Origin of the sequence: Fervidicoccus sp. (assembly GCF_049967375.1) — an archaeon.
GTDB lineage: Archaea > Thermoproteota > Thermoprotei_A > Sulfolobales > Fervidicoccaceae > Fervidicoccus > Fervidicoccus fontis.
The window spans coordinates 1-21,368 of sequence record NZ_JBMFSV010000014.1; the positions used below are offsets into that span (position 1 = coordinate 1).

The following is a 21,368-nucleotide window of genomic DNA, read 5'->3' on the forward strand; positions in this document are numbered from 1 at the left end:
TCATTTTCTCGATACAATGTGAAGTTTCCTGAGCGTCCATCTTTATAAAAACTACTTATTTTTTCATTTCTATGTCTCTATCACTGTGTTCCATTTTTGTTCAATTTGTGTACAGGAGTTGTTCATATTTACATATATAGCGTTAAATTCTTTTGATGAAAAAGGTGATGCAATTGATGGAAAAAATGAGAAAAAAATCAAAAAAATTATTCGCCGGAACGGTCTCTGGTTTACTATTTATTCTGCTGACCTTCTCTTTTGGAAACGTGTTTACAATATCATCCGCAGAGTCAACGAACACCTCGAGCGTAATGACTACTACGGCACAGGGATCACAGGTAACTAATCAGACAGCTGAACAAGTTATAGTTAACAGTATTAATAATATAATTGATTACTATAAATCAAAAGGATTAAATACTTCACAACTAGAATTGCTTCTTACGCAGTTCATCTCAGCACTTCAGAGCGGAGAGCAAGGTAAAGCCACCCAGATATATATAGAAATAGTAAAAGAAATATATATATTGAGATTGCAACAGCTGAATTTATCTCTTCCAGAATTAAAAGAAATAGCTCAGATTCAGCTAAATAATATAGTTACTCAACTAATCTACAGGATTAATAATATGAGCTTTTTAGATTCACAGGTAAAAGCTAATCTAACGCAACAGTTAAATCAAGCTCTAAATTTGATTAACCAAGGAAACTATACAGGGGCTTCAATTATATTAAAAAATGTAGTAAAAGAACTTAATGACATGGAGAATTCAATAAAGGAAGCGAAGATTCAGGCCGAGCTATCTGATTTAGGTATAAAAAGGATAAACGAAATAAACTCAATGTTTAATACAAGTATAGTAAATTCAACAGAAATACTGAATGTGAAAAATATCAGAGAGAAGGCTATGGCAGTTAGAGGGCTTGGAATTATGCAAAGAGAAATGGAAGAGAATATACAGCAAATAATGAATCAGATACAGAATCAAATAGAAAATAGTAACCTATCTTCAGTAATAAGTAAAGATGAAATTAACAAAACAATAATTCAATACATGCAAGGCGAGCCACTGTCAAAGAAATTTGGTTTTAATATTTTTACATCATCAGAAGTATTGCTAAGAGTCGCTCAGAATCAATTGGAAAATTATTCATATGGAAAAGGAATTAGTCATGGAAATGGAGCTAATGTAAATCAGACACAAGTAGAGATCCTTACAAACTATATTAATAGTGCCGAAAATTTAGTAATGTCGGCAAATGCTGCTGTCTTAGATCTTTCAGCAACAAATGCTCAAAACGCATTTAGTTCTTTACAGCAAATAAGCAATCAAACGGAACAATTGATATCCGAATTATCCAACATAACTGTAGACAAACAATTAAATTCAGTAAAAGTTCTTATTTTAAATGCGCTTAAAAACTTAGACAACTCTATAAGTTTGATACTTTCATTTGAGAGCCAGTATTATAACTATACGGGGCTAATAACAGTTAAGGGAATCGTTATAAGTATAAATCAAAATAATTTGACCGTTTTGGGAGGTACTCCTCTTATTCAACCTATGACGAATGAAGTGAAGGGTTTGGGAGCCTGGAACAAAATGATTCCCACCGAATGGACAGTAATTATATTATCTAATACCAAGATCAAAGGGAACTTAACACAGTATGCTCCTGTAATAGTTATCGGAAATGTTACTGATATAGCAAACCACATTGTAGATGCTACTTCGATACATATAATTGAGAATGATATCAATGATTTTGATTCCAACTAATTTTTAAAAATTTTTTCTTTTTTGCAGTGAGAACAATTAGGTCTTTTTTCTTTCTTTCTGCTTGAACAGACTTAATATCAATTTTATAATGTAATTTTATTTTTCTGTATATTTCTTCATATTTTTCTACGAATATTTTTATATGATTTTTATCAATAGGAACAACTTTCACTTGCTCTTCTGATAAACTTTCTGGTAACATAATGTATATTTTTACTTCATTGGCATCTATCTTTTCGAAAATTTCTATATCAGTTAGACTTTGCGCAATGGAATAAGCCTCTATGTTATTATAGTTGAAAAATATATTTAAGAAACTGTTAATGATCCTTTCAAGAAGATTTTTATCATTTAAGTCGTCTTTTTTGCTCATGAAATTCATATCCCATATTTCATTAAACTTCTATTATTTAATTTTTCAAATAATAAATCTTTTTAGCAAAAATTTTTGATAAAAATATAGGAATGAAAAATTCTCTAGTCTTTTATAATGAAGAATTTATATCAATTCTAATCTCTTTCTTTAAATATTTTTATTAGCGATAATTTTTATATTGTATGCTGGAAAAATTTTTGATTTCTCAAAGAGTTGACTGAAATGAGCATTAAAGTTGCAACTCTGGATTCAGTTGATCTAAATGGGAAAAAAGTTCTTTTAAGAGTAGATTTTAATAGCCCACTTAATGAAAACAAAAAAATAATAGATTTTTCCAGAATAAAAATACATGTTAAAACTATAAGGGAATTGATAGATAAAAATGCATCTGTTGCAATATTAACGCATCAAGGAAGGCCTGGAATGGAAGATTTTAGTGATCTGAGCGAGCATAGCTTACTTTTAGAAAAAGAGCTTGGTTACAAAGTAAATTTCATCGATGACATAATAGGACCTCACGCGAGAAATAGCATTTTTATGCTAAAAGATGGAGAAGTTTTAATGCTAGATAACGTAAGGTTTCTATCAGAAGAAAACATTGAAGCTTCAGGAGATTTTCATTCAAAATCATATATGGTAAGAAAACTAGCGCCTCTATTTAATTACTTCATTAATGATGCTTTTGCCACTGCACATAGGAAGCATGCAAGTATAGTAGGTTTTCCTTACGTATTGCCGTCACTTGCAGGAAGGGTTATGGAAAGCGAGGTTATTGCTTTAAAGGAAATCAGAGATCCTAAAATATCTCCAAAGATCTTTGTGCTCGGTGGTACAAAAATTAATGATAGTATCAGAATAATAAATAATATTCTTAAAAATTCAAATTCGTCTACTAGAGTCCTATTAACTGGGCTTGTATCAGAACTGTTCTTGTTCGCATCAGGAATTGATATTGGTAAGAGTAATAAAGAGAAACTTGAAAAACTAGGTGGAATTTCTCTATTATCTAATGCTAAATCAATTTTGTTAAATTACAAAGATAGAATCCTTTTGCCTGAAGATTTCGTTATTGAAGGTGGAGGCGTTGTTGATATAAAAGAACTGCCGAAAAAAGAAGGCTTAATTAAAGATATAGGGGAGAAAACCATTGAAGAATATTCTAACATAATGAGAGAAGCTAAGGTAATTGTATTGCGAGGGCCGGCAGGAGTTATAGAAGAAAAAGAATATATGAAAGGATCCATTGAACTTGTAAAGAATGCTGCATCAACAAATGCAAAAGTTATACTTGGAGGCGGGCATCTAACCTCAGTCCTCGATTTCATACCTGAAAACCTAAGAACTAGAATTCATAATAGTAGTGGTGGTGGAGCATTGTTACTATACTTGAGCGGAGAAATGCTTCCTGGTATAGAAGCGCTTTCATTTTCAGCAAGTAAATTTAATTTGGATGGAATACAATTAGAATAATGAGGGGAAGAAGATGAGTAGCTACGTTGATAGAGCATTTAGCTTAAGCTATGCGCTCAGAAGGATCCTAGTGGCTTTTGACGGATCAGCTAGCAGTGAAAGAGGTTTGAAAATTGCATTAGAGCTATCGAGAATGCTCGGATCCGAGGTCCATGTTATATATGCATGTAGTAATAATTCTTGTAATGAAAACATTATTAAGAAGGCAGAAATTTTAGCGAAAGAAAGGGGAGTAGAAATAATTAGTAAAGTTACTAAATTCAATCCAGAAGAAAGTAGTGTTTCAAATGAACTTATTAAAGAGATTAATAGCAAAAACTACGATTTGGTCATTATGGGTACGAGAGGGAAAACAATTTCTGCAGAGATTTCGAAAGGGAGTACTGCTGCTGGAGTTTTTGTAAATACTGACGTAAGCTATTTGTTCATCAAATAATAAACTTTTTTAAAAAATTTTTTGGAAGATAGATGAGAATTTTTATGAGCTTTAGCTCTCTTTTCTCTGTTAGAAATGGTTGGGCCTTCAATTGTAACCTATGCTATTTCTACGGTTAAAAAAAGTTATTATAAAGTTTTTAGCAATAATTTCGTCTTTTAGGGCAGAGTAGCTCACATTTAGAGAATGGATAGATGCTTAACGCGAATAAAATATTAACGTTAAATCATATTAATTTTTAGAATTTGTTAAAAAATAAGGTGTTAAAACAATGTCTGCTCCAAGTCAAGAAAAAAAGAGCAAAGAACTTAAGTTAGAAGCCAAACAACTTATTACCAGAGATCAGGTTATGCAAAATCCTAAGCTCATGAAGCTTTTAAAATTAATAGATATTTATGGTGAAATAACAGAAAAAGGATTAAATACATTAATTTATAAGCTTAAAGAAAAAGGAATTCAGTTTGATTACACTTTCTTTAAAGTAGGAAATGCAATTGTTAGCAAAAGCCTTAAAGAAGATATTCTAGCTCTTCTATATGTTGAATTTCTTGAGACCGCAGGTAGAGCAAAAAAGCTCAAGACTACAAGTATTGGAAAAGAAGCGTTATCTTTAGTAGGAATTCCCGAAAATGAAATGAATGAATTGAAGAAAGCTGTTGAAGAGTTAAGGGGAGAAATTGCTATGGTTGAAGCTGAGGTAGAGCTTCAATCAAAGCATTTGGGCTCAAAAAAATAATTTTCTAATGACGGCTTATCAGAACAGAAGCATTACTTTCTATAACATACTTTTTAACATTCCTCCATCTACTGCAATTGCAACGCCATTTATATATGAAGATAAGTCGCTTAGTAAAAACAAAACAAGATTTGCAACTTCCTTTGGATCACCAAGCCTTTTCATTGGTATTTCCTTTATATATTGACTTACAATACTATCGAATGTCGTTGCTTTTTCTTTTGCTTCTTCTTCTAATAACTGCTTCAACTTTTCTGTCAAAATATAACCTGGCATAACAACATTAAATCTGGCAAAATCGCTATATTCTCTAGAAAGAGATTTCGCGAGTCCTATTACTGTTAGTCTCATTGTATTGCTAAGCAGAAGATTATAAATTGGTTCTTTCACCGCAGTGCTTGTCATGTATACTACAGATGCACCTTTATTAGCATACTTCAAGAACTCTTTTGTAGAAACAAATGCACTTTCTGATAATAGCTTATAAGCGTAATAGTAATCTTCTTCGCTTAAACTATTAATGTTACCTGTTTTAGGACCTCCAGTATTGTAAACCATACCGTCAAAGTTTTCTAAATATTCCTTCGCTTTCTCAAAAAAATTCTTAATACTATTCGTTGAGGAAAGGTCACAAAGTTCTCCTTTTAAATTAATGGGGTTGCCTAATAAGCTAATAGCCCTTTTTAAATTATTTTCATTGCTACTGCAAAACACTACTTTTGCACCTTCATTAACAAGGTTTTTTGTTATTTCAAATCCCATACCTGTGGAACCAGCCAATATGATGATTTTTTTATTTCTAAGGTTCATGTCCATTTTTTATCACCAAAATTAACAATAGATAGGCTAGTACGATAGCTTAAGCTTAAATATTGTTAAAAAATTTTTTTACCTAAATTTTATTATCAAATATATTATGCAATTTCTAATATAAAAATATAAGATTCAAAGGTGAACAGCACTATGTCGATAATTGAAGAATTACCGAAAGTCAAGGAATTTAAGAGAATCGGATTTCATAGTCATATCAAAGGATTAGGTCTTGATGAAAATGGTAAAGCTAAGCAAATAGCGGATGGACTTGTCGGTCAAATAGAGGCTAGAGAAGCCGCAGGCATCGTTGTTCAAATGATAAAAGAAGGCAAAATGGCTGGAAGAGGGATTCTATTTGTAGGTCCAACAGGTACGGGAAAGACTGCGCTTGCAGTAGCAATAGCAAGAGAGCTTGGCGAAGATACTCCATTTGTAGAATTTACTGGTTCCGAAATATATTCTACTGAAATGAAAAAGACAGAGATGTTAATGCAAACTTTAAGAAAAAGCATAGGTGTTAGAATCAAGGAGAAAAGAACTGTATATGAAGGGGCAGTTAAAGAGCTAAAAATAAGGAGGCTGAGAAATCCATACAATCCATACATGATGATTCCAAGAGAGGCAAAAATTACTTTAGAAACTAAAGATGAAAACATAACCTTAACAGTTAGTGAAGAAATAACACAACAACTTTTAGAATTAGGAATTAAAAAAGGAGATGTTATTTGGATAGATTCTCAAACTGGAAGAATATTCAAAGAAGGTAGGTTAAAGGAAGAAGCAGAAGAAAAATCTCCTTATATTTCAAGCGAAAGAATAATGGAAATGCCTCAAGGTCCGATAAAGAAAGATAAAGAAATTGTTCACACTATAACATTGCATGATCTTGATATATATTTTGCAACGAGAAAAGCAGGTCTAGAAATCCTTTTCGGTTTCTCACCATTAAAGGAAATAGGTCAGGATGTTAGAAAAGAAGTTGATGAACAGGTAAAAAAATGGATAAATGATGGTATGGGAGAGATAATACCTGGAGTACTATTTATAGATGATGCACATATGCTTGATTTAGAAGCATTTAGCTTTTTGACTAGGGCGATGGAAAGCGAGCTTGCACCGATAATAATATTAGCAACAAATAGAGGGATCACAAAAATAAGGGGAACAGATATAGAATCCCCTCACGGAATGCCATTAGATTTACTTGATAGACTTTTGATTATTACTACAAGGCCGTATAATAGAGATGAAATTAAGCAAATAATCTTGATAAGGTCAGAAGAAGAAGATATACCACTCTCTGATGATGCAATAGAAGAACTGACCAACATAGGTGTTAATAGAAGCCTTAGGTACGCTATACAGCTTATGGTACCTGCAAAAGTATTAGCTATTAGAAAAAACAAACAGAAAGTCACAAAGGAAGAGGTAATCGAGGCATCCGCAAAGTTCATAGATCTCAAGAGTAGCATCGACTATATAACTAAATATGAACAGTTGATGTTGCATTAAAAATTTAAAGTATTTCTTTTAACATATTTTTAGCAACTTCTCTTGGGTCTTCACTGGATGTTATAGCTCCACCTACAACTATTATGTCTGCTCCATTTTCAGCAAATCTTTTTAACTCTCCCTGCTTTATGCCCCCAGCGATAGAAACCAACGATGTTTTTTCAACTGCATTTTTTATTTCTTTTAACAATTCTATCATATCTATAGCTCTAAGCTTTTTATTTGTCTGCTGATCTATACCAGCATGCAAACCAACTATATGTACGCCTAATTCAGCAACTTCTCTTGCCCTGCTTGCGAGGTCTTTTACGTTAATTAAATCAACCTGAATGAATTTGTTATATTCAAGCGAAGCTTTTAGAGCGCCTTGGATGGTCTCATTATCGGCTGCACCTAAAACAGTGGAAATTGTAGCGCCGGATTTAAAAGCCAAATTTGCTTCTAAATACCCTACATCCATTGTTTTCATGTCTGCTAAAATGATTTTTTCAGGGTAAAGATAAGAAATAATTTCTACAGGTAACATGCCATAGCTCTTTATCAGTGGGGTTCCAACCTCGATTATTATTTTATCACTTAAATCTATTACTTGTCTGACAATGAAAAGTGCTTTTTTTAGATCTGTAACATCTATTGCAACTTGTAAGTAAGGCGGTTCTTTTAAGGTATTAAATTTCAAATTTTTGCACCACTCTATTTTTTGAAATCAAATAAACTTAAATGAGATATTAATAGGAAAAAACATTTAAATAAATTTTTAAAAAGCCATTTAAAATTAAATAAATGAAACCATATCAACTTCAATAATTAAAATCAATATACACTTATAGGAAGCTCATAAATAAACATTTTTAATATTTTCACATCATAGGTGTTTCATCATGGGAAAGATTTTTGGAACCGATGGTATAAGATTAAAAGTTAAAAATGAACTTCAAGCTGAATTTTTGGTGAAAATATCGCAAGCTATATGTGAAGAATTTGGAGAAAGATCTGTGTTCTTGCTAGGGAGAGACGTTAGGTATGGCGGAGAACTGATAAGACATGCAATAATCTCTGGATTTTTAACTTCAGGGTGTAGGGTTTACGACGCAGGATTAATCACCACACCAGCTTTACAGTATGTTATAAAAAATGAAGGTTTTTTTGACGGAGGTGTGATGATTACTGCAAGTCACAATCCACCCGAATATAATGGTATAAAGGTTATTGATAGCGATGGAATTGAAATACCGAGAGAGAAAGAAAATGAAATAGAAAAAATATATTTAGAAAACAGAATTTCCGGAAAGATATCTTCAGAAGAAAAGTTCTTTATTCCGAAGTACCCAGATCCGCTTGATAAGTACTTGGAAGGGATATTAGATAATGTTGACGATGAGATTATAAAAAGAAGAAATTTTAAAGTTGTTGTAGATGGAGCAAATAGCGTTGGTTCTTTAGTTATTCCAAAGCTTGTAAAGCTCCTTGGAGGAAAGCCCATAAGTTTAAATTCTCACCTCGATCCGGATTTTTCAGGCAGACTCCCTGAGCCAACTCCCGAAACTCTTTTTGATACTTCCAATGTTGTAAAAGCAGTGAATGCAGATTTAGGAATAGCTGTTGACGGAGATGCAGATAGATCGATTTTTCTTGATGAATTTGGAAACGTTCTGTGGGGAGATAAAACAGCAGTCATTCTGTCAATATATCTCTCGGAAAAAAACCCGGAGCTTCCAAAGAAAGTATATACAGGAATCAGCAGTAGCTATTTTATTGAGGAGTTGCTTAAAAAGCGCGGAATAGACGTCATTTGGATGAAGGTTGGTAGCGTCGATATCGCTAGGAAACTAAAAAAAGAGGGTGGGCTTTTGGGATTCGAGGAGAATGGCGGAATTATGTATCCAAAACATCAGTATGTAAGAGATGCAGGTATGGCATTAGCTCTAATGCTTGAAGTTATGTCAGCAGAAAGAAAAAAAATATCAGAATTATATTCTATCTATCCAAAGACTTATACAATAAAAACAAAATACAGCATTGATATAAGTAAAGCTAAGGAAATTATAGAAAAAATAAAAAATTGTTATAGAAGTTATCCAATGATTGATATTGATGGTGTAAAAGTTTTACAGGAAGATTCGTGGTTTCTCGTAAGACCTAGTGGTACGGAACCCGTATTAAGAGTAATGGTTGAGTCTAAAATACAAAACAAGGAAAAGCTTATTTTAAAAGAACTTGAAAAAATTATCCTCGGTTGAAGAAGTATGAAATATAGATTGATGGATATACTAGCATGTCCTATATGTAAAAAATTTCCTTTAGAATTAATAGTAATTGAAAGTGTTGAAAAAGAAAGAAAATTATCTCAGAAAGCTCCATTATGCGAATTATACTGCGCATATAGAGGAGATTTCATAAAGAATTTAACAACTCCGCCTCCTTGTGAAGAATGCTTTAAAAGGGAAATTGAGACTGGAGTATTATACTGTCCTGGATGCGGAAGATGGTATCCTATAATTAATGGGATACCTCACATGCTTCCTGACTACATAAGGAAAGAAGAAAAAAACAAAGATATAGAATTTCTCAAGAAATATAAAGATAAACTGCCGGAAAAAATATGGAAAAAAGGTATGCCGTATAACCTAGGTGAAGATGAATAGACAGTACTATACCTTAGAATATATTTCGACTATGTCTCCATCTTGAAGTTCGTGATCCAAACCTACTCTTTCGCCTGGATACTTAGCACTTTTTCCCCATATTTTTGCATATTTAAAAAACTCTTCTAGTGAAGAATGAATGCTAGACGCGACATCTCTAACTGTTGCCCCATTTTTAAGAACTAGCGGCTTTTTTGCAACATCGCCATTTGGTTGTTTGGTATAAATTCGAATTAATCTCAAACTTTTAAATATAAGTTCTCCAATTTTTTCTAAGTTTTTGTTAGTAATTGTTGAAGTAAATATGACGCCTTCAACTTCTTTTGAAATATAGCTTATTTCCTTTTCAACTTCTTCAATGTTATCAATAAGGTCACTCTTGTTGACTGTGATAATGGTAGGTCTGTAAACCTTACTGCCAATAATCGATGTCTCTATATCTTCTAAACTAATTTCTCCATTAATTTTTACGACAGCATGAATAATTTTATAGTCTTTAAGTATAGACTTTATATCTTCGACTCTACCATCAACTATTTTTCCATTAAGTATAATATTTAATCCTCCTTTGCTTGCTTTTTTTATTTCTATACTTCCTTTAGGTTTTTTTGTCATTATTCCCGCCTTTTCCAGCAATTCCAAATAACCGAGTATCTGTTCTTTTACGTTTTTACTGCCATCTAATACTAGAATAATGGCATCTGCGTTTCTAGCAAGTCCAATTGTTCTATTGAGCCATGGCACACTTTCATCCATCTTATAAGGTATGCTTGGCGTATCAATAAGCTGAAAGTAAACATCCATATATTTAAGCATTCCAGGTTGGGGAATTTTTGTGGAATAATGATAACCAAGGATCTCGACTTTTGCGTTTGTCAATTTAGATAGAAGAGAGGTTTTTCCTGAGAGAGGAGGTCCAAGCATTACTATCTGCGCATCGCCTTCTTTTTCAATATAAAATTTAATACCTCCTCCAGTTTTCTTCTTTTTTGCTAGTTCAGCATCTTCCTTAAGTTGACTTAGCCTCCTTGTTGCCCAATATAACAAATTTTCTGTTCCTTTATGCTTTGGAACAGAGGAAATAAAATCTTCTAGAGCCTTAATCTTTTCTTCAGTAGTCTTTGCTTCCATTACCTTAATCCATTTAGCTCTTGCTTCAGGAGGCAGGTTAGTAGGCATTTTCTCACTGTATTAGGATTTTAGAAAGTAAAGTTAAGACATTATTTTTTAAAAGTTTTCCATTTAGTTCTAATATACTCTCTTGGAATTTTAGAATAATGAAGTTTTAGCCATTCAACGCTTTTTTTATCCCCTGGATATCCTGAACCAATTAAGCCGAAGTTGTTTCTAATTTGTTCTAGAGCCCTATCTCTTTGAACTTTTGCTACTATGCTTGCAGCAGCGACAGCTATAAAATTCTCATCAGCTTTTTTTAAGACCAGTTGTTCAATATTATCACTTTCTACTAGTTTAAAATCTCCTTTACCAACTATATCAGCAATAATTCTATTCAAATATTTTATTTCTTTGGTTGCGTCATTTGCTATTTTTCTCATTGCTCTAATAGTAAGATAGTTTATGTTTTGGTTATCTATTTCTAATGGTGTTACTTCAACGACTTCGAACCATAATGCATTAGAAGTTATGATATCGTAAAGTTTTTCTCTTTTATTTTTTGAAAGCTTTTTACTATCTTTAACTCCATACTTTTTAAATACCTTTTCTGCCCTATCGTCTATTACAACACCTGCCACAAACATGGAACCTATCATGCATCCTCTTCCAGCTTCATCAATGCCCAATGTAATTGGCAAAAATTTCACCTACTATAAAAATTTTAAAAAATAAACTTTCTTTTTAGTAAATTTAGAGAATTGGTTAAAGTAGTTAAATCGGCGTTTTTCCGTTCAAGATTTTTATAAAAAATTTCTAATGTCACAATTACATCTTTCTTATTCTGATTAAACTTTTCTAGTATATTGTAAAAGAAGTCAACATAGTCATCGATTAAGTAATGCTCAATAACTTCTCCATTCACTTTTGTAGCACCATGAATGTGAACAACTTTAATATATTCAAAAAGATTGAAGAGCCAATCATTAGTAAAGTTTATTACATTTTGCAAGTTGGAAGAATTTCCCTTTAAGAATCTTGAAATTAGATGACCTGCATCAAAGCATATCCTTGCATTTAGTCTGTTTATTAAGCTAGTGAAATTGTATCTGTTTGATAAAATACCTGCAGGCGGGTTCTCAAATAATAATTCTATGCCATGCATCTTATATTCAGAAATGAGCTGGTTCAATACAGTCTCTATATTTTGTAAATATGTCTCGTCTTTAAGGTTGATTTCTTCTCTAGTAGTGAGGTGCATTACAGCGTATTCCGCGTTTATTTTTTCAAGTGTTTGAACAAGTTTCTTCAAATAATTCGCTGCTCCTTCTCTTATTTCGTCATAGGGAGAGATAATAAGTATATCTCTCCATGGCAAATGAACACCTATTTTCAATCCTGAACTCTTTATAAATTCTATTTGTTCATAAAAGCTTTCAGATTTCCAAAAAGGCCACGGGTACTCAATACTAATTTCAGCGTAAGAAAAACCGCTAGAATAAATAGCTTCAAATTCCTCTTTTCTTAAAGGCTTTTGGTGCCAAACTGGGAACGCGTAAAAAATCAAATCTCATCACTTTTCTTCTTATATGTTATTTTTAAAGAGTTTTTTTACAACTACCGACGGATCTTCCATGTCTTTAATTAATTTCTTAGTATCAACTCTATATTTTTCTGGCTCTTTTAAAATCATTTCAATAAACTTAAGTGTTTCTTCCAATTCAAAGAACCTATATATTGGGAAGCCTTCTTTTGCAAGTGCTGTATTTATGTGTATTTTTCCAGGAAAAAACGTGAAAGATGGCACACCCAAGAGGGATGCCTCCCTAGCCATCGTCCCTCCTCCAGATATCGTAAGTGCACTAAAATATTCTAAATCAAGCCCAAAAACCGGCACATCAATAATTATCACATTTTCGCTTTTAAATAATAACGAATCTTCTTCATACCTTGGGAAAAGTACAACTTTTTTATCAAGTTCAGCAATTTCTTGAATAATTTTCTTGGTTAAATTATTTCTATCCCATATATAGTACGAGGCATATCGTTCTGGTGGTCTGAAAACAACATATTCAAAAGGATTTAGCCCTATTTTTTTAATAGGCTCATCGTTTGGAAAATAATCTTTTGTCCAAGCAAGCTCCTCTACTCCTCTATAAGTTACGATTTTCGTAAACTTTGGCAAAATATATCTGTAAAAAAGATTTTTATCTAGAAACTTTGAAAAAACCAACCAATCCGCTAATGGAACACTGAGCCTATGGGCATGATCTGCGTGTGGTGTATCACTGAATATTAATATTTTCTTCTTTAGACCGAATGCAACTCTGCTTGCCGTTGGGTTGGGATATGCTACCAATATATCCGGCTCAAACCTTCTAACGACTTCATAAAGGTCAATTATTCTCTTTGAATCTAATATTAACTTTTCTTCAAAGTTTTTCCCATAGCTTCCTATGAGCTTTGCTCTGAATGGAATAATTCTATTAAGCCTTTCAATTTCTTCTGTATTCCTAGAAGTAAGAAGAATTTCCACGTTTAGTTCTTCTTCTACTTTTTTTGCAGTGTAGGAAAAGAGTAAAAGCTGTTTTGGAGTCAGTGCATCGAGCCAAATTTTCAAACTAATTTCACCAAAATTACTGAGAACTTTTCTTCCCTGTAACAACGTCTGCAATAGCTTTTAATTCCTGCGGGCTCATAAACTGCAAGCCATAGTCTTTCACTATCTTGTATGGATACCAATTGCTATCATGAAACTTGTTTCTCATTTTTTTGATCCTTATTCTCCTAAGCAATATACCTACAGCTTCGAAGTTAGGTTCAAATGCTAGCTCAATATACCCATCAGAAAGATACTCCAATATCCATAGTATATCCTTTAAACTGTCTGGACCTGTATGAATTGTAATTACCCCCAACGTATGCGTTGACTCAGTAATTTGTTTAAGTCCTTTTATAAACGATATACTTGTATCAGGGTCAGTTCCGATAAGCATTTCTGTGATGCTATCGATAACGAGAATTTTATTGCCATCCATTTGAGATAGCTTTGAATAAATTGTAAAAAGAGAATCGCTTGCACTTTCCAAGTTAATTTTTTCATACTGTATATCTTGTTTTATTCCAGTGAAGGTGGTAGAAAAAGCGTCAAGAAATTGAATATGGTCTTTATATTTCGAAATGTTCATTTTTTCTAAAAACTCCAGCATGTCCTTAATACTTGAATCAACACTTACATAGAGAATATAAGAATCGGCAATTGAATTGGCAATTAGCCTCTTTACAAATACACTTTTTCCAATACCTGGAGGTCCTGCAATTACATATATTCCTTCTGATAAATTCCCTTCCATCAGATCAGAAACTAATGGAAGTTGCATGCTTTTGCCTATCAAGACTGTTCACTTCTCATGTTTCTTTGGTATATTTATTATGATTCTGCCGCTTTTTATACTATATGTTAAACGAGAAACGTCTGCGTCTGGAGGAAGAGATATAGTTTTTCTGTAGTTGAAAATTTCGCACGAGTGAAGTCTATATCCGATATTTCCCAGATTAATTTTTTCTTTAAGCTTTACTTCGATATTGAGAATGTTATCATGTGCTTCTATTGTAAGAGAAGAAGTATCCATATAAGGCGCATCGATCACTACGTAATAGCTATCCTCACTTTCATATATCGTATAAAGGGGAGAAGAGATATCTTCCGCAGTAAATTCCTCAATAGGCAGTGATGTACTTAAAAAAGCATCCTCAAATTCTCTCTCCATTTCTTTAATCCTTTTTCTGATATACTCCCTTATTCGCTCAAAATCGTCATACCAATACATCTTGTAGACCCTTTTTGGTTAGTTTATTACGTGTATAAAATACCAGGTTGGGCTTCAGCACTTCTCCCCATCTGTCCCATTACTTTTGCTGTCTGCTTCATTATCTCTTTTGTTCTAAGTCTAATGTATTCAGCTTCTTCAAGGAGTTTGTCGATACTTATCTTTATTGAAAGAATTTTAGATAAATATTCAACGGCGACAGATGCTGCTTCAGGATCTGGAAGATCAGGAAAACTTTCTGCCAATATTATTAAACTTTGAAGATTAAATCTTTTTGCCTCTTTGAGAAATATTGCAAATGGTCCCATTAACATACCCTCATCAAATACCTTTCCTTCATTTATCAATATCATTCTTTTTGCTTGATCACCCTCATAAGCTATAAATACATCAGGTTTTTCTTTATTCAATCTCTCAGTCGAACCTATTCCTGTTAGACCGATTACGTAATCAACTCTTCTTCTCATGCAATATTCAAGTATGGCATAGCTTAGGGGTTGCACAGTATTAGCTGGAATAGGAATCTCTGATACTAAAAAGAGGATGTTATCTTTTTTAAAAATCCTTATAGGAGGATGATACTCGCCTTTCCTAATGATCGCTATTGGGGGATTTAGCCTCGGAATATCAATTCCCGCAATTTCCTTTGGGTTAAGCTCTCTAATTAAATGATTTAAGCTTATGCCACCTACCAAACCTGCATCAGGAAAACCTACTATTAAAAAGGAGGGAGATTCCAGTTTAAACTCTTCATATTCCTGTATTAATATTCCTCCAATTTCTTCCTCTCTTATGATGTTCAAACTTTTCACCATTTACTACTTTCTGCTTTCAAGTAATTTAACATATTGCTCAAATGTAAGAAGCGAATTCAGCTCATCATTATTTTCTATTTTTATTAAAGCTATCCAGCCGCTTTCATATGGATCGCTATTCATAAGCTCTGGAGATTCAAGCAGAGTTTCGTTTACATCTAAAATCTCGCCAGAAATTGGAGCGTAGACTTCTGACGTTGCCTTTATAGAATCCAACGTTGCTAAAACTTCCCCTTTTTTGATCTTCTTTCCTTTTTCAGGAAGGTCAATTCCGATTATGTCTTTCAAGTGCTTTTGAGCGTAATCGGTTATTCCAATTCTAGCATTCATTCCTTCAAGTTTTATCCATTCATCTGTTTCTGTATAATAAAAGTCTTTTCTTACGTTATAATCCTTGATTTTGACAATTTCGGTCATAGTAAACAGCCTCTAAAGATTTGTTCAAATTAATTATTTATTTTTCTAGTAAATATAAATTATTTTCATGCAATCGCTTAAGCTTCTTCTATAAACATCTTCAAGTAGTTAATCATATTTTGCAAGTATTCTAAACTCTTTAAATGAGTTTATAACAAAATTTTTATATTATTGATTATATAGTTATATCAGGGATTTCTTATGAGTGAGAATTTAGAATTCAAGATCACAAAGTTGATTCTTGAGCATAGCATGAAAGACCTTAATGAGTTTGCTGACAGCGATGTGATTATAGTAGGTGCTGGACCATCCGGAATGACTGCAGCTAAGTATTTAGCAGATTAGGAGCTCAAAGTATTATTTTTAGAAAGGAAACTTAGCTTTGGAGGAGGAATAGGAGGAGGAAATTTAATGCATAAAATTGTAATTAAATCTGACGCACTAAAAATCATCAAAGATTTTGAAATTGAATATAAAAAAACAGAATTTGAAGACTTATACACACTTGACGCATCCGAGTTGATTTCAAAACTTGCTACTGGAGCAATAAATTCAGGTGCTAAGATTCTTTTTGGATACTCTGTTGAGGATTTGATTGTTAGGGAAAAACCACTTAGGGTAAGTGGAGTTGTTGTAAAATGGAGTGCTATAGATTTGGCACAGCTACATGTAGATCCCATATTTTTCACTGGAAAAGCTATATTGGATGCAACTGGACATGATGCAGAGTTGATAAAAATATTAGCAAAAAAGAATCCAAGTTTTGCGATAAATGTTAAAAATGAATCATCTGCACATGCTGAACTAGGAGAAAAACAAGTTGTTGAATTTAGTGGAAAAGTATGTGATGGACTTTATGCTGCTGGAATGTCGGTTGCTACTTTACATGGGCTTTACAGAATGGGGCCGATTTTTTCTGGGATGCTAATATCAGGTAAGAAGGTAGCCGAACTAATTTCAAAGGAGCTTGGAAAATAGAGGATTTTTGTGAACCCAAAAATTTCAGTAAAAATAATAAAAGTCTAGTTAAAATCCCGCTTAAATTTTTAAGTATTAAGCACTGGTAATTTTTTTATATACAAACTTTTAAATATTAAAATGACTTGATTTTCCGTATAGGTGATTGTAGTATGAAAAGTTTAGTTCTAAAAAGCCTGCATGAAAGCCTAGGAGCAACTATGGGAGAATTTGCAGGTTGGGAAGTTCCAATGGTTTATAATTCTACTATCAGTGAGCATTTAAATGTCAGAAATGAAGTCGGTATCTTTGACGTTTCACATATGGGAAGGCTTCGTTTAAAAGGTAAAGATTCTTTGGAGCTTTTGGAAAAGGTTTTTACAAAGAAAATTGCAAAGACCAAAATTAATTTTATGAGTGGCCCTGCTTTGGCTTTAAATGAATATGCAAGAGTAATTGATGATGAGATGTGGTATAAGGTTAATGATGAAGAGTGGCTAGGTGTTGCAAATGCTGCTACTAGGCTAAGAGTGCTGGAGCATCTTGAGAAAGTAAAAGAAGAGTTTAATTTTGATGCAGAAATAGAAGATCTTACCGAAAGATATGTCATGCTTGCAGTTCAGGGCCCAAAAAGTCCTGAAGTAGCAGAAAAAGCTGGAATAAATGGGGCATTGCAGCTTAAACCTCTGGAGTTTAAGTTAGATATCAAATTAGGAGAATATCCTATATTTTTAATTAGTAGAAGCGGATGGACAGGAGAAGATGGCTTTGAAATATGGGTTGAAAATAGCATTGCAGAAAATGTCTATAAAAATTTCTTAGAAGCTGGTGCAAAACCTATAGGTATTGTCGCAAGAGATACGCTTAGAATGGAAATGGGTTATGTGCTTGGAGGAAACGAATATGGCGAAGACCCAATGAGATTTCCGTGTGCAATTTCTTTAAGGTACGGTCTTGGTTCTATAGACTGGGAAAAGCACGGATATATCGGTGAAAATGCACTTCGTGCATGTAGAAGAGAAGGAGCTAGATGGATCAGACTAGGTGCAATTATGAAAAAGGACTTTTCAAGATTCGTTCCAAGAAGCGGTTACAAGATTTATGTAGAGGACATAGAAGTAGGGTGGGTGACAAGTGGCACATATAGTCCTGTATTGGAAAGAGGAATTGCACAGTTATATATTGATAGTAGATATGCCATAGTAGGTGAAAGTATAAAAATAAAAGATGCGAAAGGGAAAGAAGCAGAAGCTAAGCTTTCAGACTTCCCATTAATTCAGAAAAAATAGTTTTTTCGCTAAAGCAAGTTAGTATTACATAGATCTCATGAAATGATGTTTAATTTTGTTGAATTTGAAGCTAAATTTTCTCGATCTGAAATTCATTGTCTTTTTGCTTTTAAATGCTATGATATTAGTATAATATTTTAGAAAGAAGCAGGTGGAGTATGAAAATGGTCATATATACTGTAGACATGTTGGATAAATATGTCGGACAGAAAGTAAAAGATCCATATCAGAGGGTTGTAGGGTCTCTCGCAAGTATTTATAGTAATGTGGATGGGAATGTTAATGCCGTAGAGATATTATTTGGAGATATAAATTTTAAAACACTTCCAGCCGAAAGAATATTGATCCAGAAAGATGATATTATTCTTCTTCCAGAATGGAAATATTCAGCTTTAAAAGTTATTGAAAGGCTTGAAAGAGCGAGAAGAAGAGCAAAAGCTTTAGATGAGTTATATGCAAAAGGAGAAATAACAAGGCAATCATATGAGGAATTTAAAGCCAACGTTTCAAAAGACCTTGATACTCTAAAAAAAGATGCGAATGAAGCAAAAGACATGATTAAGAAGAGGATAAATGAGCTCGAAGACCAAATCGTTCAAATAGAAAAAGCTATAACTGCGCTAAAAATGAGCTATATAGCTGGAGAAATCAGTGAAAGGGGATATAAACCAGCTGCAGATATCTTAAGATTAAATAAAGATAGAAACCTTGAGGAGAAAAACGATGCAAAAAAGATAATGGATTTAATAGTTAAGCTAGAAACATCAAGCCTAGATGTTGAAAGCGTAGTTAAAGAAGTTCAAAATGTCACTCCCCAAGTTCCTCAAGTAGAGCAACCTATAGTCGTTGAGCTTCACGAATCTGCTCCTCAATCTGATAATGCAAATGTGCCTGCCGTATCATCCCAGTAATAAATACTAAAAAATAAAGGTGGTAACCGGGTTATGGGTCTAAGTATCGATAGGGATGAAAAAAAGGCAGGCCTGCTAGGCTGGCTAAAGAATATTTTCGGCAGTCCAAAGAACTATACATGGGAAGACATGATACAGGATGTAATAGTAAGGTTAAAGGACGAAGGAGAAAAATTTGATGAACTGGAATATAGAACGAAAAAAAGGATACAAGAGCTTACGGACAGAATCGTAGAGAACTTGAAAAAATATGATTCTCCGAATATAAAGGAAGATGAAAAAAGAACATATCATAATTTAGCAAAAATGTATGCAGAAGAAGTTTACGAGTTGAGAAACTTTTTAAAAGCGATCTTATTTACTAAAATAAGCTTCGAAAGAGTAATTCAAAGACTTCAAACTGTAAGAGATTATAAAGACTTTCAAGCAGCGCTCGGTCCGGTTTCTAAAATGCTCGCTGGAGTTAAAAACGAAATCTCTGCTATATTCCCTAAAGTAGGAGAAACTTTAGATGAAATTAATAGAAACATAACTGACATGATGATTTCCACTAGTAATTCAATGGGGGGGTTCAATACAAACCAGACTTTTATGATTAATGAAGATGTGGAAAAAATAATTCAAGAAGCTTGGAAGTTGGCTGACAGCAACGTGGAAAAAATGCTACCGGAGCCAAAGAAACTAATCCAGCAGACAACACAAATCACAAATTTAAGTACTCAGCAGTCAACTCAGAGGGAAATTAACCAGCAAAAAAGCATTGTAAATAAAACAGAAAAAATCCAATTAGAGGCGCAAACATCATCATCTTCCTACAATATTGAAATTGTGGAAAATATAATTCTAAATGAAATAAAAAAGACAGGAGGAAAGCTGAATATTCAAGAAATAACCACAAACTACGGAATTGATAAGGAGAAGATATACGAAGCTCTATATAATTTAAAGAAAAAAGGAAAGATAGAGATCAAAGATAATCCTAAATAATTTTTTTTAAAGGTGAAGGTACTTATGGCTTTCCCTTATTTACAAGAAATGGCAACTAGATATGCAAGAGCAGCAGTAGCAGCTGATAAAGACGGAGATTATGAGACGGCCATAAACAATTATAGAAAGGCTATCGAAATTTTGACAAAAATTGTTAGAATGTATCCTGACAGTCCTTTGATAAGTACTTATTTAGAAATGATTAAAAGCTACGAAAAGAGGATCCAGCAACTGCAAAGCAATACCGAAGCAATAGAATCTAATACTGCGAGTAAATCTAACGAAAAAGATAGCTTTATAAATGATATCGTTCTGACTCAAAAGCCTAATGTAAAGTTTAGTGATATTGCTGACCTTAAAGAGGCCAAACAGGCAATTGTTGAGGCTATAGTATATCCGGTGAAAAGACCAGATCTCTTTCCCTTAGGATGGCCAAGAGGTATACTACTCTTCGGTCCTCCTGGGTGCGGAAAGACTATGCTTGCGGCAGCTGTTGCCAATGAAGTCAACGGGTATTTCTTATATGTTGATGCGGCGAGTATAATGTCCAAATGGTTAGGAGAAGCTGAGAAAAACGTCTCAAAAATTTTCAAATATGCAAGACAAAAGAGCGAAGAAGGTAGTCCTGCAATAATCTTCATAGATGAAATAGACGCACTGTTGGGTACGTTTAGCGGAGAAGTTGGAGGAGAAGTAAGGGTAAGAAATCAGTTCCTCAAAGAAATGGATGGGATTCAAGATAAAGATAAAAAAATACATGTGTATGTAATCGGTGCAACAAATAAACCGTGGCAATTAGATGAGGCATTTGTGAGAAGGTTCAATAAAAGAATATTGATACCTCTTCCAGATCTGGAATCAAGGAGACAGTTGTTTGCTTTGTATACGAAAGGTTTGAATTTATCTTCAGATGTAGATTTGGATAGACTCGCTCAATTAACTGAAGGATATTCAGCAAGTGATATAAGGGATATAATTCAGGCTACACATACGCTAGTTATTAGAGAATTCTTTGAACAGAAAAATGGAGAAGGTGAGCCAAGGTCGATAACCATGGAAGATTTTCTCAATATACTAAAGGAGAGAAAGCCTAGCGTGGATCCTTTGTTTGTAAAGAGATATGATGCATGGTTTGAAAAGTTTAAAGCTCTTTAAGATACATAACCCGGTTATCACATGTTATATATTGCAAATTTTATATCTTTATTTTTCACAAAAAAGCAATCTTTTACGAACTTAATTTATGAGATAAAAATTTCAATCGTTAAATATCAACTTGC

At 33.2% G+C, this 21,368-nt stretch carries 22 protein-coding genes and 1 pseudogene; 12 read left to right on the top strand and 11 right to left on the bottom strand.

The window, feature by feature from the left end:
• The first annotated feature begins 176 nt into the window (after nt 1-176).
• Nucleotides 177-1,781: a hypothetical protein gene (locus tag ACP5SL_RS03675; protein ID WP_428228201.1), complete on the top strand. Its 1,605-nt coding sequence runs from the start codon at nt 177-179 to the stop codon at nt 1,779-1,781.
• On the opposite strand, the gene ACP5SL_RS03680 is transcribed toward ACP5SL_RS03675, so the two are convergent.
• Entirely contained in the window at nt 1,759-2,154 is a 396-nt protein-coding gene (locus ACP5SL_RS03680) for a hypothetical protein (RefSeq protein ID WP_014557548.1), read from the bottom strand. The two genes, ACP5SL_RS03675 and ACP5SL_RS03680, sit on opposite strands and share 23 nt — an antisense overlap.
• A 225-nt stretch (nt 2,155-2,379) precedes the next feature.
• Here ACP5SL_RS03680 and ACP5SL_RS03685 point away from each other — a divergent pair, with 225 nt between their 5' ends.
• From ACP5SL_RS03685 to ACP5SL_RS03695, 3 genes are all read left to right on the top strand, one after another.
• Nucleotides 2,380-3,627, top strand: a complete 1,248-nt coding sequence (locus ACP5SL_RS03685) for a phosphoglycerate kinase (RefSeq protein ID WP_428228202.1) — start codon at nt 2,380-2,382, stop codon at nt 3,625-3,627.
• 13 nt (nt 3,628-3,640) lie between these two features.
• Nucleotides 3,641-4,063 (top strand): universal stress protein, encoded by a 423-nt coding sequence (locus ACP5SL_RS03690; protein WP_014557546.1) that lies wholly within the window; start codon nt 3,641-3,643, stop codon nt 4,061-4,063.
• A gap of 271 nt (nt 4,064-4,334) precedes the next feature.
• Entirely contained in the window at nt 4,335-4,799 is a 465-nt protein-coding gene (locus ACP5SL_RS03695; protein ID WP_193804048.1) for a hypothetical protein, read from the top strand.
• Nucleotides 4,800-4,838: 39 nt separating this feature from the next.
• Here the strand turns inward: ACP5SL_RS03695 and ACP5SL_RS03700 are convergent, their stop codons facing one another.
• Nucleotides 4,839-5,615 carry an SDR family oxidoreductase gene (locus ACP5SL_RS03700; RefSeq protein WP_014557544.1) on the bottom strand — a complete coding sequence of 259 codons (777 nt, stop codon included), beginning with the start codon at nt 5,613-5,615 and terminating at the stop codon, nt 4,839-4,841.
• Nucleotides 5,616-5,762: 147 nt separating this feature from the next.
• On the opposite strand from ACP5SL_RS03700, the gene ACP5SL_RS03705 reads away from it, so the two are divergent.
• Entirely contained in the window at nt 5,763-7,124 is a 1,362-nt protein-coding gene (locus ACP5SL_RS03705; protein ID WP_014557543.1) for a RuvB-like helicase, read from the top strand.
• Between the two features lie 4 nt (nt 7,125-7,128).
• Here the strand turns inward: ACP5SL_RS03705 and hxlA are convergent, their stop codons facing one another.
• A complete protein-coding gene (gene hxlA, locus ACP5SL_RS03710) occupies nt 7,129-7,803 on the bottom strand; it encodes a 3-hexulose-6-phosphate synthase (RefSeq protein ID WP_014557542.1) in 675 nt (224 codons plus the stop codon).
• A gap of 202 nt (nt 7,804-8,005) precedes the next feature.
• On the opposite strand from hxlA, the gene glmM reads away from it, so the two are divergent.
• Nucleotides 8,006-9,364, top strand: coding sequence for a phosphoglucosamine mutase (gene glmM / locus ACP5SL_RS03715; protein ID WP_014557541.1), 1,359 nt, complete (start codon nt 8,006-8,008; stop codon nt 9,362-9,364).
• Nucleotides 9,365-9,370: 6 nt separating this feature from the next.
• Nucleotides 9,371-9,769 (top strand): Trm112 family protein, encoded by a 399-nt coding sequence (locus ACP5SL_RS03720; protein WP_148683521.1) that lies wholly within the window; start codon nt 9,371-9,373, stop codon nt 9,767-9,769.
• Between the two features lie 6 nt (nt 9,770-9,775).
• On the opposite strand, the gene ACP5SL_RS03725 is transcribed toward ACP5SL_RS03720, so the two are convergent.
• Genes ACP5SL_RS03725 through gcvH form a run of 8 tightly spaced genes read right to left on the bottom strand, consistent with a single transcriptional unit; the run spans nt 9,776 to nt 15,944 of the window.
• Nucleotides 9,776-10,948 carry an OBG GTPase family GTP-binding protein gene (locus tag ACP5SL_RS03725; RefSeq protein ID WP_014557539.1) on the bottom strand — a complete coding sequence of 391 codons (1,173 nt, stop codon included), beginning with the start codon at nt 10,946-10,948 and terminating at the stop codon, nt 9,776-9,778.
• Between the two features lie 41 nt (nt 10,949-10,989).
• Nucleotides 10,990-11,583 (bottom strand): ribonuclease HII, encoded by a 594-nt coding sequence (gene rnhB / locus ACP5SL_RS03730; RefSeq protein WP_148683520.1) that lies wholly within the window; start codon nt 11,581-11,583, stop codon nt 10,990-10,992.
• Between the two features lie 23 nt (nt 11,584-11,606).
• Entirely contained in the window at nt 11,607-12,449 is an 843-nt protein-coding gene (locus ACP5SL_RS03735) for a TIM barrel protein (protein WP_014557537.1), read from the bottom strand.
• 18 nt (nt 12,450-12,467) lie between these two features.
• Entirely contained in the window at nt 12,468-13,502 is a 1,035-nt protein-coding gene (locus tag ACP5SL_RS03740; protein WP_014557536.1) for a DUF354 domain-containing protein, read from the bottom strand.
• A 16-nt stretch (nt 13,503-13,518) separates the two neighbouring features.
• Nucleotides 13,519-14,277 (bottom strand): RAD55 family ATPase, encoded by a 759-nt coding sequence (locus ACP5SL_RS03745; protein ID WP_014557535.1) that lies wholly within the window; start codon nt 14,275-14,277, stop codon nt 13,519-13,521.
• A gap of 6 nt (nt 14,278-14,283) precedes the next feature.
• Nucleotides 14,284-14,712 carry an Hsp20/alpha crystallin family protein gene (locus ACP5SL_RS03750; RefSeq protein ID WP_428228203.1) on the bottom strand — a complete coding sequence of 143 codons (429 nt, stop codon included), beginning with the start codon at nt 14,710-14,712 and terminating at the stop codon, nt 14,284-14,286.
• Between the two features lie 26 nt (nt 14,713-14,738).
• A complete protein-coding gene (locus ACP5SL_RS03755; RefSeq protein WP_158308289.1) occupies nt 14,739-15,515 on the bottom strand; it encodes a proteasome assembly chaperone family protein in 777 nt (258 codons plus the stop codon).
• Nucleotides 15,516-15,530: 15 nt separating this feature from the next.
• Complete coding sequence (gene gcvH, locus ACP5SL_RS03760) at nt 15,531-15,944, bottom strand: glycine cleavage system protein GcvH (RefSeq protein WP_014557532.1); 414 nt, start codon at nt 15,942-15,944, stop codon at nt 15,531-15,533.
• A 201-nt stretch (nt 15,945-16,145) separates the two neighbouring features.
• Between gcvH and ACP5SL_RS03765 the strand changes: the two are divergent.
• The 5 genes and pseudogenes from ACP5SL_RS03765 (at nt 16,146) to ACP5SL_RS03785 (ending at nt 21,243) form a co-directional block, all read left to right on the top strand.
• Nucleotides 16,146-16,922 (top strand): annotated as a pseudogene (locus ACP5SL_RS03765) (sulfide-dependent adenosine diphosphate thiazole synthase).
• A gap of 152 nt (nt 16,923-17,074) precedes the next feature.
• Nucleotides 17,075-18,190 carry a glycine cleavage system aminomethyltransferase GcvT gene (gene gcvT, locus ACP5SL_RS03770; RefSeq protein ID WP_193804054.1) on the top strand — a complete coding sequence of 372 codons (1,116 nt, stop codon included), beginning with the start codon at nt 17,075-17,077 and terminating at the stop codon, nt 18,188-18,190.
• A 164-nt stretch (nt 18,191-18,354) separates the two neighbouring features.
• A complete protein-coding gene (locus ACP5SL_RS03775; protein ID WP_148683518.1) occupies nt 18,355-19,101 on the top strand; it encodes a CdvA-like protein in 747 nt (248 codons plus the stop codon).
• A gap of 33 nt (nt 19,102-19,134) precedes the next feature.
• Nucleotides 19,135-20,088: a cell division protein CdvB gene (locus ACP5SL_RS03780; RefSeq protein WP_014557528.1), complete on the top strand. Its 954-nt coding sequence runs from the start codon at nt 19,135-19,137 to the stop codon at nt 20,086-20,088.
• A gap of 24 nt (nt 20,089-20,112) precedes the next feature.
• Complete coding sequence (locus ACP5SL_RS03785; protein ID WP_014557527.1) at nt 20,113-21,243, top strand: AAA family ATPase; 1,131 nt, start codon at nt 20,113-20,115, stop codon at nt 21,241-21,243.
• Nucleotides 21,244-21,368 lie beyond the last annotated feature (125 nt).